Source organism: Marmoricola sp. URHA0025 HA25 (assembly GCF_054059435.1).
Genome location: NZ_JBSSCD010000001.1, coordinates 245,699 through 259,465, shown reverse-complemented (window position 1 = coordinate 259,465; position 13,767 = coordinate 245,699). Strand labels below are relative to the sequence as shown.

Annotated in this window: 16 protein-coding genes; 3 read left to right on the top strand and 13 right to left on the bottom strand. The window is 71.6% G+C overall.

What is annotated here, in order from left to right; genetic code table 11:
* Positions 1-79 precede the first annotated feature (79 nt).
* On the top strand, positions 80-1,246 hold the full coding sequence (locus tag ACVW00_RS01150; protein WP_457109068.1) for a DUF5667 domain-containing protein: 1,167 nt from the start codon (positions 80-82) through the stop codon (positions 1,244-1,246).
* A gap of 108 nt (positions 1,247-1,354) precedes the next feature.
* Here ACVW00_RS01150 and ACVW00_RS01145 read toward each other — a convergent pair whose 3' ends face one another.
* The 13 genes from ACVW00_RS01145 to ACVW00_RS01085 form a co-directional block, all read right to left on the bottom strand.
* Positions 1,355-2,530 (bottom strand): 1-acyl-sn-glycerol-3-phosphate acyltransferase, encoded by a 1,176-nt coding sequence (locus tag ACVW00_RS01145; RefSeq protein ID WP_457109067.1) that lies wholly within the window; start codon positions 2,528-2,530, stop codon positions 1,355-1,357.
* Positions 2,523-3,617: an NAD-dependent epimerase/dehydratase family protein gene (locus ACVW00_RS01140; RefSeq protein ID WP_457109066.1), complete on the bottom strand. Its 1,095-nt coding sequence runs from the start codon at positions 3,615-3,617 to the stop codon at positions 2,523-2,525. The genes ACVW00_RS01145 and ACVW00_RS01140 overlap by 8 nt, the downstream gene beginning before the upstream one ends.
* Before the next feature lie 19 nt (positions 3,618-3,636).
* On the bottom strand, positions 3,637-3,738 hold the full coding sequence (locus ACVW00_RS01135; RefSeq protein ID WP_081683056.1) for a 30S ribosomal protein bS22: 102 nt from the start codon (positions 3,736-3,738) through the stop codon (positions 3,637-3,639).
* Between the two features lie 208 nt (positions 3,739-3,946).
* Positions 3,947-4,120: a helix-turn-helix domain-containing protein gene (locus ACVW00_RS01130; protein ID WP_425464096.1), complete on the bottom strand. Its 174-nt coding sequence runs from the start codon at positions 4,118-4,120 to the stop codon at positions 3,947-3,949.
* A 209-nt stretch (positions 4,121-4,329) separates the two neighbouring features.
* Positions 4,330-5,556 carry an acetoin utilization protein AcuC gene (locus ACVW00_RS01125; RefSeq protein WP_457109065.1) on the bottom strand — a complete coding sequence of 409 codons (1,227 nt, stop codon included), beginning with the start codon at positions 5,554-5,556 and terminating at the stop codon, positions 4,330-4,332.
* A gap of 2 nt (positions 5,557-5,558) precedes the next feature.
* The gene (proC, locus tag ACVW00_RS01120) at positions 5,559-6,359 is read right to left on the bottom strand and encodes a pyrroline-5-carboxylate reductase (RefSeq protein ID WP_457109064.1); all 801 of its coding nucleotides are present in this window, start codon (positions 6,357-6,359) and stop codon (positions 5,559-5,561) included.
* A 25-nt stretch (positions 6,360-6,384) separates the two neighbouring features.
* On the bottom strand, positions 6,385-7,293 hold the full coding sequence (locus ACVW00_RS01115; protein ID WP_457109063.1) for a proline dehydrogenase family protein: 909 nt from the start codon (positions 7,291-7,293) through the stop codon (positions 6,385-6,387).
* A gap of 112 nt (positions 7,294-7,405) precedes the next feature.
* Positions 7,406-8,140: an ABC transporter permease gene (locus ACVW00_RS01110; RefSeq protein WP_457109062.1), complete on the bottom strand. Its 735-nt coding sequence runs from the start codon at positions 8,138-8,140 to the stop codon at positions 7,406-7,408.
* Positions 8,137-8,850 (bottom strand): ABC transporter ATP-binding protein, encoded by a 714-nt coding sequence (locus ACVW00_RS01105; RefSeq protein ID WP_457109061.1) that lies wholly within the window; start codon positions 8,848-8,850, stop codon positions 8,137-8,139. The genes ACVW00_RS01110 and ACVW00_RS01105 overlap by 4 nt, the downstream gene beginning before the upstream one ends.
* Complete coding sequence (locus ACVW00_RS01100; RefSeq protein WP_457109060.1) at positions 8,847-9,440, bottom strand: TetR/AcrR family transcriptional regulator; 594 nt, start codon at positions 9,438-9,440, stop codon at positions 8,847-8,849. The genes ACVW00_RS01105 and ACVW00_RS01100 overlap by 4 nt, the downstream gene beginning before the upstream one ends.
* Positions 9,437-10,261, bottom strand: coding sequence for a sugar phosphate isomerase/epimerase family protein (locus tag ACVW00_RS01095; protein ID WP_457109059.1), 825 nt, complete (start codon positions 10,259-10,261; stop codon positions 9,437-9,439). Before ACVW00_RS01095 ends, ACVW00_RS01100 begins: the two co-directional genes overlap by 4 nt.
* Before the next feature lie 12 nt (positions 10,262-10,273).
* Positions 10,274-11,209, bottom strand: a complete 936-nt coding sequence (locus ACVW00_RS01090; protein ID WP_457109058.1) for a Ppx/GppA phosphatase family protein — start codon at positions 11,207-11,209, stop codon at positions 10,274-10,276.
* 87 nt (positions 11,210-11,296) lie between these two features.
* Complete coding sequence (locus ACVW00_RS01085) at positions 11,297-12,223, bottom strand: hypothetical protein (RefSeq protein ID WP_457109057.1); 927 nt, start codon at positions 12,221-12,223, stop codon at positions 11,297-11,299.
* Between the two features lie 50 nt (positions 12,224-12,273).
* On the opposite strand from ACVW00_RS01085, the gene ACVW00_RS01080 reads away from it, so the two are divergent.
* Complete coding sequence (locus ACVW00_RS01080; RefSeq protein ID WP_457109056.1) at positions 12,274-13,053, top strand: hypothetical protein; 780 nt, start codon at positions 12,274-12,276, stop codon at positions 13,051-13,053.
* 64 nt (positions 13,054-13,117) lie between these two features.
* Positions 13,118-13,756, top strand: a complete 639-nt coding sequence (locus tag ACVW00_RS01075) for a VOC family protein (protein WP_457109055.1) — start codon at positions 13,118-13,120, stop codon at positions 13,754-13,756.
* Positions 13,757-13,767 lie beyond the last annotated feature (11 nt).

Here is a 13,767-nt window from a genome sequence, read left to right as displayed (position 1 = left end):
CGGTGTACGAGCGCACGCCTGACCGCACCACCCCCGCGGCCGGCTTGCGCGACCACTTCCACACAACAGGAATGACACCATGAGCCCGCTGATCTCGGCGCGTCGAGCGGCTGAGGACTTTGCGCGCGTGGTCGACGGCACCCAGGCCGACCAGGCGCATCGCTTCAGCGACCTGACCGCCACGGTCGAGCTCCTCCGCGAGCAGGAGACCCCTGCGGCGCGCGCCGAGTTCGTCGCCGACCTGCGCACCCGACTGATGGCCGCTGCGGACACGTTGCTGGCGCCCGCGCCGACGCGCGAGACCGCCCGGCCCGCCGACGTCATCGTCCTCTCCCCGGCCGTGCGCCGCCACCACCGTCGCCTTGCCGTCGCAGCCGCCGCCTTCGTGGTCGTCGGAGGCACCGCGGGCGTCGCGGCCGCCGCCGAGAACTCCCTGCCCGGTGACCCGCTCTACCCGGTCAAGCGCGGCATCGAGAGCGCCCAGGTCTCCCTGAACTCCAGCGACACCTCGAAGGGCCACGACCTCATCAGCCAGGCGACCACCCGCCTGAAGGAGGTCGACGGCCTGATGAGCGACGGCGACTCGACCTCGCGGATCAGCCACACGCTCTCCTCCTTCCAGCGGAGCGCGACCAGCGGTGCCGACCTGCTCTTCGTCGCCTACCAGCGCGACGGCGACCCGCAGGACCTCGCGGCCCTGCGCGGCACCTTCCAGCAGCAGAGCGACCTGCTCAAGTCGCTCGCCGCCCAGGCGCCGCCGACCACGCAGCCCGACTTCGCTTCCGCCACGGCCCTGCTCGCCGACCTCGACCAGCAGGCGCGCGTCCTGTGCGGCAACTGCGGCCCGGACAACGGCTCGACGGACTTCACCGACCTGAGCTCGGCCCCGGCGCTGCAGAGCCTGCTCACCGCTCCTGCAGCCGCAGCGGCGGCCGACGAGCTGCGCGAGCAGACGGAGGCGCTGGCACACAAGGCCGGCGACATCGCGAAGACGACGCCGCAGACGACCGCCACGTCGACGGAGTCCTCGACCACCCGCGGCGTCGTCCCGTCGCTCACCGGAGACCAGCTGCCGTCCCTGACCAGTCCGAACGGGACGCTGAAGGGCACCGTGACCACGGTGACCGGCGGGGTCCAGGGCCTGCTCAACAACGTCGGCAGCTCCAGCGGCGGCGTCCTGACGCCCGTGACCGACACGGTGAACAGCACGCTCGGCCTGACGAACCTGCTGCTCGGCGGTCAGTGAGCCGCACGGGCGCCTCTGCCCGTTCGTGACCGGCCCTGAGCGGCCCTGAGCGGCCCTGAGCGGCCCTGAGCGGCCCTGAGCGGCCCTGAGCGGCCCTGAGCGGCTCGGTCAGGAGAAGACCGACGTGCGCTGCATCAGCAGCCCGTAGAGCGTCTGCTGGATCGTCTCGCGCACCTGGTCGGTCACGTTGAAGACCAGCATCGGGTCCTCGGCGGCGCCGGCGTCGTACATGTCGGTCCGGATCGGCTCGCCGAACTCGATGATCCACTTCGACGGCAGCGGGATCAGGCCGAGCGGCCCGAGCAGCGGGAAGAACGGCGTGATCGGGATGTACGGGATGCCGAGCAACCGCGCCAGCGACGGGACGTTGCCGACGAGCGGGTAGATCTCCTCGGCGCCCACGACCGAGGTCGGGATGATCGGTACGCCGGTGCGGATGGCCGCCGAGACGAAGCCGCCGCGGCCGAACCGCTGCAGCTTGTAGCGCTCGCTGTAGGGCTTGCCGATGCCCTTGAAGCCCTCCGGCCAGACCCCGACGATCTCCCCGCCGCGCAGCATCCGCTCGGCATCCTCGTTGCACGCCAGCGTCACGCCGCCCTTGCGGGCCAGCTCGCTGACCACGGGCATCCGGAAGACCAGGTCGGCCCCGAGCGGGCGCAGGAACCGGTGGGCGTGGTCGTGGATGGTGACCGCGGTCATCAGGCCGTCGACCGGCACCGTGCCCGAGTGGTTGGACACCACGAGCGCACCGCCGTCGGCCGGGATGTTCTCGACCCCCCGCACCTCGATGCGGAACCACTTCTGGGCGACCGGCCGGATCGCGGTCATGAAGAAGCGCTGCGTGATCTCGGCGTCGAAGCCGTACTCGTCGACGGTGTAGTCACCGGTCAGCCGCCGGCGCAGGAAGGCGAGGAACGCCGCCAGCCGGGGCTCCCAGTTGTCCCCGAAGACCTCGACCGCGGCAGTCGTGAACCCCGCGAGCCAGTCGACGGCGGGGATGCCCGCGGTCGGGTGCTTGTGGTCGCCGGCGGGCAGCCGCTCAGCGAGCGGCGCCTCGGTCACCGGGACCCGCGGCTCGGGCATCCGCCGCGGTGCCGGCTGCTCGTCGGTGCCCGCGGCCGGTGACTTCCTCGGCGTGGCCGTCTTCGCCGCGCTCGCCTTCGGGGCAGGCTTCCTCGCGGGCCCCGGGGCAAGGCTGCGCGCAGAGCTGGACGGCTTGGCGCTGCCGGTCCCCCGCCCGGGCTTGCCGCGCGTGCCGATCGGGATGATCTCGGCGTCACCCATCGTGCTCTCCCCCTCCGGACAGGGCCCGGCCACCCGCCGGCGACCTGGTGCCGGTCAGCTGGACGGCGCGCTCACGAACGCCCCCGAGGGCACCGAGCAGGGCGGCCTCGGCGGCACGCACGCGACGCTCGGCCACGACCCCCGGCTCGAGGGAGGCCGCGAACTCCGCGAACGCCTCCGCGGTCGTGCGCGAGGGCTCGAAGCCGAGCACCTCCCGCATCCGGGTGGTGTCCACGCCGCGGCCGAAGGTCAGGAAGGCCACCTGCTCGCGGGAGAAGTCGGCGAGCCTGGTCTGGCGCATCGCCGACCCGAAGGTCGACATCGCGATCCCCGGCATCGGCAGCGCCGGGCGACCGAGGCGCCGGACCGCCTGCGACAGCATCATCACGCCGTCTCCCGCGACGTTGAAGGTGCCGGCGATGTCCGACAGCGTCGCGTGCTCGATCACGTCGATCAGGTCCGTGTCGTTCAGGAACTGCATCCGCGGGTCGAACCCGAGCACCGTGGGGATCACCGGGAGCTTGAAGTACGCCGTCAGCGGGGTGTTCAGGGAGGGCCCGATCGCGCTCGCCGTGCGCAGCGTGGTCACGCGTACGTCGGGCCGGCGGCGGGCGAACCCGCGCACGTAGCCCTCGACCTCGTTGAGGTCCTTGACGAAGCCGACCGCCCCGATCCGCCGGGCGTCCATGTCCTCGGAGAACATCGCGGGGTCACGGTTGGTCGACCCGTAGACGGCGGTGCTCGACTTGAGCACGAAGTGCTCGAGGTCCGGCGACTGCTGGCACGCGGCGAGCAGCTGCATCGAGCCGATGACGTTGAGCTCCTTGGCCGCGGTGCTGCTGCCGACCGAGGCCGGCGGCAGCACGCTCATGTGCACGACGGTGTCGACCTGCTCGCGCATGATCACCTTGGCGATCACCGGGTTGCGGATGTCGGCGCGCGCGAAGGACACCGCGCCGAGGTCGCCGCGCGGCGGGGAGATGTCGACCCCGATGACCCGGTCGACGCCGGGCGCGGCCGCGAGCTGCCGGGCGAACCGGCGTCCGAGGTCGCGAGCGACTCCGGTGACGAGCACGACACGGCCCACAGGAGTCTCCTGGTGCGTCTTACTTGCCGAGGCGACGACGCTGCACGCGCGTCTTCTTCAGCAGCTTGCGGTGCTTCTTCTTCGCCATGCGCTTGCGGCGCTTCTTGATGACAGAACCCACGGATGCCCTTTTCTAGCCGACACAGTCTTGACGACACGGTCAGTGCACAACGGAGCCGTACCTTGGGCCCCTCGGAAGGCACAAGACTATCCGCACCCGTCCCAGCGAACGAATCGGGACCGGTGCGGTGGACGGAAGGCGAAGATGTGGGGAGCTCGGACGGGGAGTGCGGGCCCTGTCCCGAGACAGGACCACGCGGCGACCGACGTCAGCCGGTCTGGAAGAAGCTCTTCCGCAGGTACTCGTTGACGTCCTCTTCGCTCACGCGGAACGAGCGACCCACCCGCACGGCCGGCAGCTCGCCGCCGTGCACCAGTCGGTACACCGTCATCTTCGACACCCGCATCACCGAGGCGACCTCGGCGATGGTCAGGAACTTCACTTCGGAAATGTCTCCGGACAGGTTCGAACCCATCTCGCACCGCACTTTCTGATGAGCTCGCCCTCCGGCTTCCCCACCGGAGTTCACGCGTGCTCGCTCAGCCGAGGATAGAGCCATCTGTTACTCATGGGGAAGAGAATGACTCACGATACTTGTGAGAACCGGAATTGCGCTTCCCGGGCCGAAATGGCTCCGACCGGCCCCGCAGGTCAGGGCAGCGGGTCCAGGCCGTGCTCGGGGAAGACCGCAGACCGGGTCTCGTGGATGGCCCGGTCCAGCCACGTGTCGGGGTCGTAGCCGTCCCTCCAGTCCCGGTACGCCGGCTCACGACCGTCGGTCATCAGCACCGGTGCGGGCCGTCCGAGCGTCTCCTCGACGTGGCGGCGCCACTCGGCGGGGGTCTCCGAGCCGGGGTCGAGCGGGACCCCGCTGACCGTCGCGAGCAAGTGGGTCCAGGAGCGCGGGACGACCTCGACCACGGCGTACCCACCGCCGCCCATGGCGACCCAACGGCCGCCGCAGACCTCGTGGGCGAGGTCGTGCAGCACCTCGTAGCTGGCGCGGTGCCCGTCGACGGTGAGCATGAGGTGGGCCAGCGGGTCGTCGCGGTGGGAGTCGCAGCCCTGCTGGGTGACGAGCACGTCGGGGTCGAACGCCCGCACCAGCGGCGGGACCAGCGCGTGGAACGCACGCAGCCAGCCGGCGTCTCCGGTGCCCGGCGGCAGGGCGACGTTGACCGAGGTGCCCACGGCGTCCGGGCCACCGCTCTCCGCGGGGAAGCCGGTGCCCGGGAACAGCATCTGGCCGGTCTCGTGCAGCGAGATCGTCAGCACCCTCGGGTCGTCGTAGAAGATCTGCTGCACGCCGTCGCCGTGGTGCACGTCGACGTCGACGTAGGCCACCTTCTTGGCGCCGTGGTCGAGCAGCCAGCGGATCGCGATCGCGACGTCGTTGTAGACGCAGAAGCCACTCGCGTGGTCCGGCATCGCGTGATGGAGACCGCCGGCGATGTTCGCGGCATGGATCGACTCGCCCTCCCACACGCGGCGTGCCGCCTCGAGGCTGGCGCCGACGACGTGCCGGGCGGCCCGGTGCATGTGCGGGAAGATCGGGTTGTCGTCCGTGCCCAGCCCGTGGGCCGGGTCGGGCACGGCGGTGGCCCCGCTGCTGCGGCGTACCGCCTCGATCAGGCCGGGGTCGTGGACGACGAGCAGGTCCTCGTCGGTCGCATGGGGTGCGGGCACTGCGACGAGTCCGCTCGTCCCGTTGGTCGAGCCTGTCGAGACCACCCCGAGGCTCCGGGCGAGCCGCATGGTCAGGTCGACGCGGACCGGGTTCATCGGGTGCGCGGGGCCGAAGTCGTAGTCGGTCAGCGACTCGTCGAAGACCACACTCGTGGGGCCGCAGGGGGACGTGCTCGACTGGTCGGGCGCCAAGGTCAGTCCATGCCCTCCGCGAGCTGGACCGAGCGGTCGCGCGCCGCCTCCATCGCGGTGATGAACGCGGCCCGCACCTTGTGGTCCTCGAGCTGGCGGATCGCCGCAGCGGTGGTGCCACCCGGGGAGGTCACCTGCTCCCGCAGGACCGTCGGGTGGGTGCCGGTCTCGCGCAGCAGCTTGGCCGAACCTACGACGGTCTGCACCACGAGCTCGGTGGCCGTCGTGCGGGGCAGCCCCAGGTGCACGCCGGCCTCGATCATCGCCTCGACCACGAAGAACAGGTACGCCGGGCCGGAGCCGGAGATCGCGGTGACCGCGTCCTGCTGCTTCTCCGGCACGCGCACGACGCGGCCGGTCTGCTTCAGGAGATCCTCGGCGGTGGCGAGGTGCGCGTCGTCGCAGTGCGACCCGGCCGAGATCGCGGCCATGCCCTCGTCGACCAGGGCAGGGGTGTTCGGCATGACCCGGACGACCGCGATCCCGTCCGGGATGTGCTTCTCGATCGCGGCGGTGGTGATGCCGGCGGCGAGCGAGACCACCAGCTGCCCGGGCTTCAGGTACGGCGCGATCTCGGTGAGCACGTCGGCCATGTCCTGGGGCTTGACCACCAGCACGACCGTGTCGGCGGAGGCGGCGTCGGTGTTGGCGACCACCGTGACGCCGTACTTCTCGCGGAGCTCGGCGGCCCGCTCCGGGCGCTTCTCGCCGACCATGAGCTCGGCGACCTCGCGGCCACCGCGGATCAGCCCGGAGAGCAGGGTCTCCCCCATCACTCCGGCGCCGATGATGGCGACCGTCACGGATCCTCCCTGATGGTGTGGCCGGCTACTTCTGCGAGACCAGCGAACGCAAGAAGAATGTCAGGTTCGACGGGCGCTCGGCGAGCCTTCTCATCAGGTAGCCGTACCACTCCTCGCCGTAGGGCACGTAGACGCGCACCCGCTCGCCGATGCCGGCGAGCCGTTTCTGCTCGTCGGGACGGATGCCGTAGAGCATCTGGAACTCGTAGCTGCCCGGCGCCCGGTCGAAGCGGGTCGCGAAGGCACCCGCGATCCGGATCAGCCGCGGATCGTGCGTGGCGACCATCGGGTAGCCCTGTCCGGCCATGAGCACCTTCAGGCAGCGCACGTAGGACCTGTCCACCTCGTGCCGGTCCTGGAACGCGACACTCGCCGGCTCGTTGTAGGCGCCCTTGCACAGCCGCACCCGGGACCCCTCGTACGCGAGCGCCCGGCAGTCGTCCTCGGTGCGGTGGAGGTAGGCCTGCAGCACCGCTCCGGTCTCCGGGAAGTCCTTGCGCAGCTCGCGCAGCGTCGAGAGCGTCTGGTCGGTCGTCGTGTGGTCCTCCATGTCGATGGTGACCGTCGTCCCGACGTTGCGCGCGGCCCGGCAGATCTGCCGCGCGCCTTCGAGGCTGAGCTTGGGCCCGACCTCCGGCAGCGCCTGCCCGATCGCACTCAGCTTGACGCTCACCTCCGCGCTGCGGGCGAGGCCCTCGGCACTGAGCGCCTCCAGCAGCTCGAGGTACGCCGCCACGGTCGCCTCGGCCTGGTGCTCGTCGACGGTGTCCTCACCGAGGAAGTCGATACTCACCAGGCGCCCGTCCGCCACGAGCTCCCGGGTCGCCGTGACCGCGTCCCGGGTGCGCTCGCCGGGGACGTAGCGCGCGACGATGCCGCCGCTCAGCGGCATCCTGGTGACCAGCTCCTTGACCCGCCGGCTCCGCGAGAGCATCAACAACGGTTGGCGCAGCAATCTGGTCTCCCTGTGAGGCATCCGGCACCCCGTTGTGCCGCTCTTCTCACGGTACGCCGGGCGGATGTGCGGGTCGAAATCCGGGGTCCGGCTAGTCCGACTGACGCCGCAACGTGAGCGCGGCCAGCACCAGGCCACCGACCGCGAACGCCGCCACCAGGCCGAGGTCGCCCCAGACGGCGGGATGGGCGTCGCGGGAGACCTTGCGCATGGCGTCGACCGCGTAGGACAGCGGCAGCACGTCGGACACCCCACGGAGGACCGGCGGGAGGTCGGCCCGCGCGACGAACAGGCCGCACAGCAGGATCTGCGGCACCACCAGCGCGGGCATGAACTGCACCGCCTGGAACTCCGTGCGGGCGTAGGCGGAGACGAACAGGCCGAGGGCACTGCCGAGCACCGCGTCGACGACGGCGACCACGAGCAGCAGCCAGACCGGCCCCGCGACGCTCAGGTCGAGGAACCAGACGGACAGCCCGACCGCGAGGGCCGACTGGACGGCCGCGACCAGTCCGAAGGCGAGCGCGTAGCCCGCGAGGAAGTCGCCCTTGCCCATCGGCATCGCGAGCAGCCGCTCCAGGGTGCCGGAGGAGCGCTCGCGCAGCGTCGTCACCGAGGTGACCAGGAACATGATGATGAACGGGATAAGGGCGAGCAGGGCCGAGGCGAGGGCGCCGAAGCCGAACGAGGGCTTGTCCTGGAACATCCACCACAGCAGCGCCATGATCACGCAGGGCAGCACCAGGAGCATCACCAGCGTGCGGCGGTCCCGGCGCAGCTGGATGAGGACCCGCCGGGTGACGGCCAGCGTGATCCGCGGGTTCACGACGGCGCGCCTTCGACGAGGTCGAGGAACGCGGTCTCGATGTCGGCGGCCCCCGTCTTCTCGAGGAGTCCCCGCGGGGTGTCGTCGGCGATGATCCGGCCATCACGCATCAGCATCAGCCGGTCACAGCGGGTGGCCTCGTCCATCACGTGGCTGGAGACGAAGACCGCGGCGCCCTCGTCCGCGAGGCGGTGGAACGTCTGCCAGAGATCCTTGCGGAGCACGGGGTCCAGCCCGACGGTCGGCTCGTCGAGCACGATCAGCGCCGGCTTGCCGAGCAGCGCGACGGCGAGCGACACGCGGGACCGCTGACCGCCCGAGAGCCGGCCGACGACCTTCGCGCGCTCGGGCTCGAGAGCGACGACCCGGACGCACTCCTCGACACGCTGCCGGCCGACGCCGAGCACGTCGGCGAAGAACGCGAGGTTCTCCTGAACCGTCAGGTCGTCGTAGACGCTCGGCGCCTGCGTGACGTAGCCGATCCGCGTCCGGAGGCCGGCCGCGCCGGCGTGCTCCCCGAAGACCGTCACCTGCCCGCCGCTGATCCGCTGGACGCCCACGATCGCCCGCATCAACGTGGTCTTCCCGCACCCGGAGGGCCCGAGCAGGCCGGTGACCTCGCCCGGGACCACCGAGAAGGTGAGGTCGCGGATCACCTCGTTGCCACCACGTACGACGCGCAGGCCGCTGACCTCGACGCCGGCGCTCACGGCAGCGGACCGGTGAGGTACCGCTGCAAGGTCGGACCGTAGATCGCGGCCAGCTCGTCGGCGGTCATCGAGGCGATCGGCTCGACCTCGAGCAGGTAGCGCATCACGATCAGGCCGAGCACCTGGCTGGCCAGCAACGGCATCCGCCGCTCCGGCTCCTCGATCCCCAGGGCGGTCCCGACCGGTCCGATGACCACCTTCAGGAAGCCGTCACGCATGAGCTCCTTGCCGGTCGGGTCGAGCAGTCCGCGCGCCATGCCGAGCAGCGGCAGCTGCAGCTCCGGGTCGTCCCACACCGAGAGCAGCGTCCTCAGCAGGCCCTCACCGGCACCGTCCGGTCCGCGCGCGATCACGGGCGCGAGCACCTCGCGCGGGTCGACCGGCAGGGCTAGTGCCGCGACGAAGAGGTCGTCCTTGGTGCCGAAGTAGTGGTGCACGAGCGCAGGGTCGACGCCAGCCTTCGCTGCGACCGCGCGGACCGACGTACCGGAGAGGCCGCCGGTGGCGAACAGCCCGCGGGCCGCCTCGAGGATCGCCGCACGGGTGTCGGGTGAGCCCGGGCGCCGGCCGCGGCTGGTCCCGACGGTCACGGCGCGCTCGCCTGGGTGCCGGCCGAGCCGGGCTCGTGCGCGCTGGCGAAGTGGAGCTGGCTGAAGGCGAGGCTCGCGAGCAGGTCGGCCTCCCGCGCCTGGCGGGTGCCCGCCTTCCGGGTGTTGATCTCCGCGACGATGTGGCCCTCGAAGCCCGCCTCGGAGAGGTGCTCGAGGAACTCGCCGCACGGCTGGTTGCCGCGGCCCGGGACGAGGTGCTCGTCCTTCGCCGACCCGCTGCCGTCGGTCATGTGGACGTGCCGCAGCCGGCTGCCGAGCCGGCGGGCCATCTCGATCGGGTCGCTCTGCGCGGTGGCGGCGTGCGACAGGTCGATGGTGGTGTTCGCGTAGTCCTCGCGGCTGGGGTCCCAGTGCGGCTGGTAGACGTCCATCATGCGGCGCGACGTCGCCCGCCACGGGTACATGTTCTCCACGGCGAAGGCGAGACCGGTCTGCTCCTCGAGGCGGGCGATCCCCTCCACGAAGCTCGCGGCGTAGTCCTTCTGCCAGCGGAACGGGGGGTGTACGACGACCACGTCGGCGTCGAGCTCGTGGGCCATCTCGGCGCTCATCTCCAGCTTGACCCAGGGGTCGGTCCCCCAGACCCGCTGGGTGATCAACAGGCAGGGAGCGTGCACCGCGCAGACGGGTACCTCGTGGTAGTCACGCAACCGGCGGACCTTGTCGACGTCCTGGGAGATCGCGTCGATGCTGACCATCACCTCGACCGCGTCGTAGCCCAGCCGGGCGGCGTACTCGAAGCCGTGGGCGACCGACTCGGGGTAGACCGAGGCGGTCGAGAGCGCGAACTTCGGAGCCATCAGGCCACCCGCTCAGCCCTGCAGGCCGAGCTTGTCGAGGCGCTCGAGGATGATCCCCTCGCGCAGCGCCCAGGGGCAGATCTCCAGCTCGGGGAGGTCGAAGATGTCCATCAGCGCGGCTGCGACGAAGGCCCCCGCGACGACCTGGTGGGCACGGTCGGGCGAGACTCCCGGGAGCTGGGCGATCTCGGCGCGGGACATCTCCAGCAGCTTGGGGATCCAACTCTCCAGGGCGGTCGCGGACAGGATCCGGCGAACGAAGAGACCCTCGCTGGACGGAGCCGCACCGCAGATCCTCGACAGCGAGCGGAACGTCTTCGAGGTGGCGACCGCGTGGTCGAGCCGCCCGGATCGCAGCAGGCTGCCGGCGTCGCGGGCGATGTCGGCGCGGATCGACCGACGCACGGCTCGCAGCGAATCCTCGTCGAGCCGGCCGTCGGCGAAGTGGGCGCGTGCGAGCCGCGCGGCACCGAGTGGAAGCGTCCAGGCGACGTCGGCGACCTCCTCGGCGCCGGCGGCGATCTCGAGCGACCCGCCGCCGATGTCGAAGACGGCCAGCCGGCCCGAGGACCAGCCGAACCAGCGGCGCACTGCCAGGAACGTCAGCCGCGCCTCGTCCTCGCCGGCCAGCACGCTGATCCGCGCGCCGGTGTGCTCGTGCACGTGGTCGAGCACCTCGTCGGCGTTCGCGGAGTCGCGCACCGCCGACGTGGCGAAGGCGTAGATCTCCTCGCAGCCCTTGTCCTCGGCGAGCTGCAGCGCGTTGCTCACGAACTCGGTCAGCGCGGCGACCCCTGCCGGGGTGACGGCGCCGCCGGCATCGAGGTGCTCGGCGAGCCGCAACGGCTCCTTGTACGACGAGGCGGGCATCGGCGCCGCACCGCGATGGGCGTCCACGACGAGCAGGTGCCCGGTGTTGGAGCCGATGTCGAGAACGCCCAGCCGCATGTGTCCGAGGCTACGCGAGGGAGCGGAGCCGCATCGAGCTTGCTCGTTTGCCGGCGGAGCGACGAGCGTTGAGGAGCGGAGCGACGATCACGCGAGCCGGACCCGCCGCTCGACGGTGAACCACGCGAGACCGACGACGACCGCGAGCGCCCAGGGCCACCAGGGCTGGTGCGCCTCCCAGTACGACGCCCGGAAGACGTCGAGGCCGCCACGCAGGATGTCGGGCAGCGTGTCGGGCAGGCCGGAGGAAGGACGCAGCTGGGGAGCCACCCACGTCGTCATCGCCCGGAACGGCGTCGCCGTCCAGTAGACGGCGATCGCGACCGGCCACAGCAGCATCCAGGCAGCGGAGCGGCGTACCGAGAGCACGAACGCGACGGCCAGCACGACGAAGGCGAGCGCCTCGCTGACGTGGTCGGTGGTGCGCACGGCGCCGGGCCCGTGGTCGTGATCGACGAGGAAGCCCGCCACCCAGCCGGGCAGCTGTCCGGCGGCCAGCGCCGCGGCCAGAGGCAGGAAGCCGATCTGGACGGAGGCCAGCGCACCCAGCGCGCCGCCGGCGAGCGTCGCCCCCGCCACCACGAGCACGAGGCCCTGGAGGACTCGCGAGTCGCCGGCGAACGCGTCGGAGGCGTGCGCGTCGATCGTGTTCCGCGCAGCCGCGGCGACCACGATCGTCGTGACCACGAGCGACGCCGACGCCACCGCGAGAGCCGGCAGCCGCTGGCCCGCCCGAGTGGTGAGCACCAGCGGCAGCAGCGTCGCGGCCACCGCACCGAGGGTGGTGAAGGCGACCAGCGAGGGCAGGAACGCGGCGACCAGCGGGATCGTGAGGCGCACGCCGGCCAGGCCCTCGCTGGAGCTGCCGATCGGCGCCGCCTCGGTGGTCGACCAGCGGAACCCCGAGACCACCCAGGGCAGGTGGCCGAAGAGCCAGCAGGTCACGGCCGTCAGCACCGCCAACCCCATCGCGAGCAGGAAGCGATGCCCGGGGCTGGACTCCGAGTCGTCCATGGCGCTCATCATGCCGCGTGCGCCGGAGCCCTCCGGCGTAGGGTGCCCGGGTGCCCGAGGTGGATCCCGTCTTTCCGCGTGCCTGGCTCGAGTTCGCCGACCCGGCGGACGAGGGCCAGGTGTTCCGCTGCGACCTGACCTGGCTGACGTCGAGCTGGACGTGCATCTTCGGCGGCGGCTGCCAGGGCATCTACGCCACCTCGCCGGATGCCGGCTGCTGCGCGCTGGGCGCCCACTTCGCCGACGCCGACGACGAGGAGCGGGTCGCGGACTGGGTCGAGAGGCTCGACGACGACCTGTGGCAGAACCGTGGTCTCGCGCTCAACGCCAAGGGCCGTCTCTCGCGCAAGCGCTGGACCGAGATCGAGGACGGCGAGCGCAAGACCCGCACGGTCGAGGGCCCCGCCGGCAGCGCCTGCATCTTCCACAACGGCCGCGGGTTCAGCGGTGGCTACGGCTGCGCGCTGCACGCACTGGCCCTGCGCGAGGGCGTGCACTTCGTCGAGACGAAGCCCGACGTGTGCTGGCAGCTGCCGATCAGGCGGACGTTCCGCGACGTCGAGCGACCCGACGGCACGTCGTACCAGGAGATCAGCATCGGCGAGTACGAGCGCAGCGGCTGGGGGCCCGGCGGCCACGACCTCGACTGGTACTGCTCGGGCAACACCGAGGCGCATGTCGGTGCGGAGCCGGTGTACCTGTCGAACGCGACCGAGCTGGTGGCGCTGATGGGGCAGCCGGCGTACGACCTGCTCGCGGCCGCGTGCGAGCGCCACCTGCGGTCGCGGTCACTGCTCGCCGTGCACCCCGCTTCGGCACCGCGAACCTGAGCATTGCCTGAACACATCCCGACCCCGGTGTCGAACGTCTGATCGGCCCGAGTGAGAATCAACCATGCGCCTCGACCACATCGTCTTCGCCGCCGGCCCTGGGGGACTTGCCGGCACCGCAGCGCGTCTCTCGGAGCTCCTCGGTGAGGACTTCGAGGACGGTGGTGTGCACCCCCGTTTCGGCACTCGCAACCAGATCCTGCCGCTCACCGACAGCACCTACCTCGAGCTCGTGGAGGTCCTCGACCACCCCGCCTCGGACAAGGCGCCGTTCGGCCAGGCCGTCCGCGCCCGCTCCGAGCTCGGCGGCGGCTGGCTGGGCTGGGTCGTCGCCGTGGAGGACATCGCTCCTCTGGAGGCGCGGCTCGGCCGGAGCGCCGTCAACGGCAACCGGCACCGCCCCGACGGCCACGAGCTCCTCTGGAAGCAGCTCGGCGTCAAGGGCCTCCAGGCCGACCCGCAGCTGCCGTTCTTCGTGCAGTGGGAGGGCGACCCGGGGGACCACCCGTCGACCGGTGCGTCCGGCGGCATCTCGCTGGAGTCGCTCGAGATCGCCGGAGACCCGGCGCGCGTCTCGGAGTGGCTCGGCCAGCCCGTCGAGCGCCCGCTCGAGGAGGTCAAGGTCGAGTGGGTCGCGCCGAACGGCACGCCCGGGCTCGTCGCGGTGACCTTCCAGACGCCGGCCGGACTCGTCCGGATCTGACCCGTCGCCCG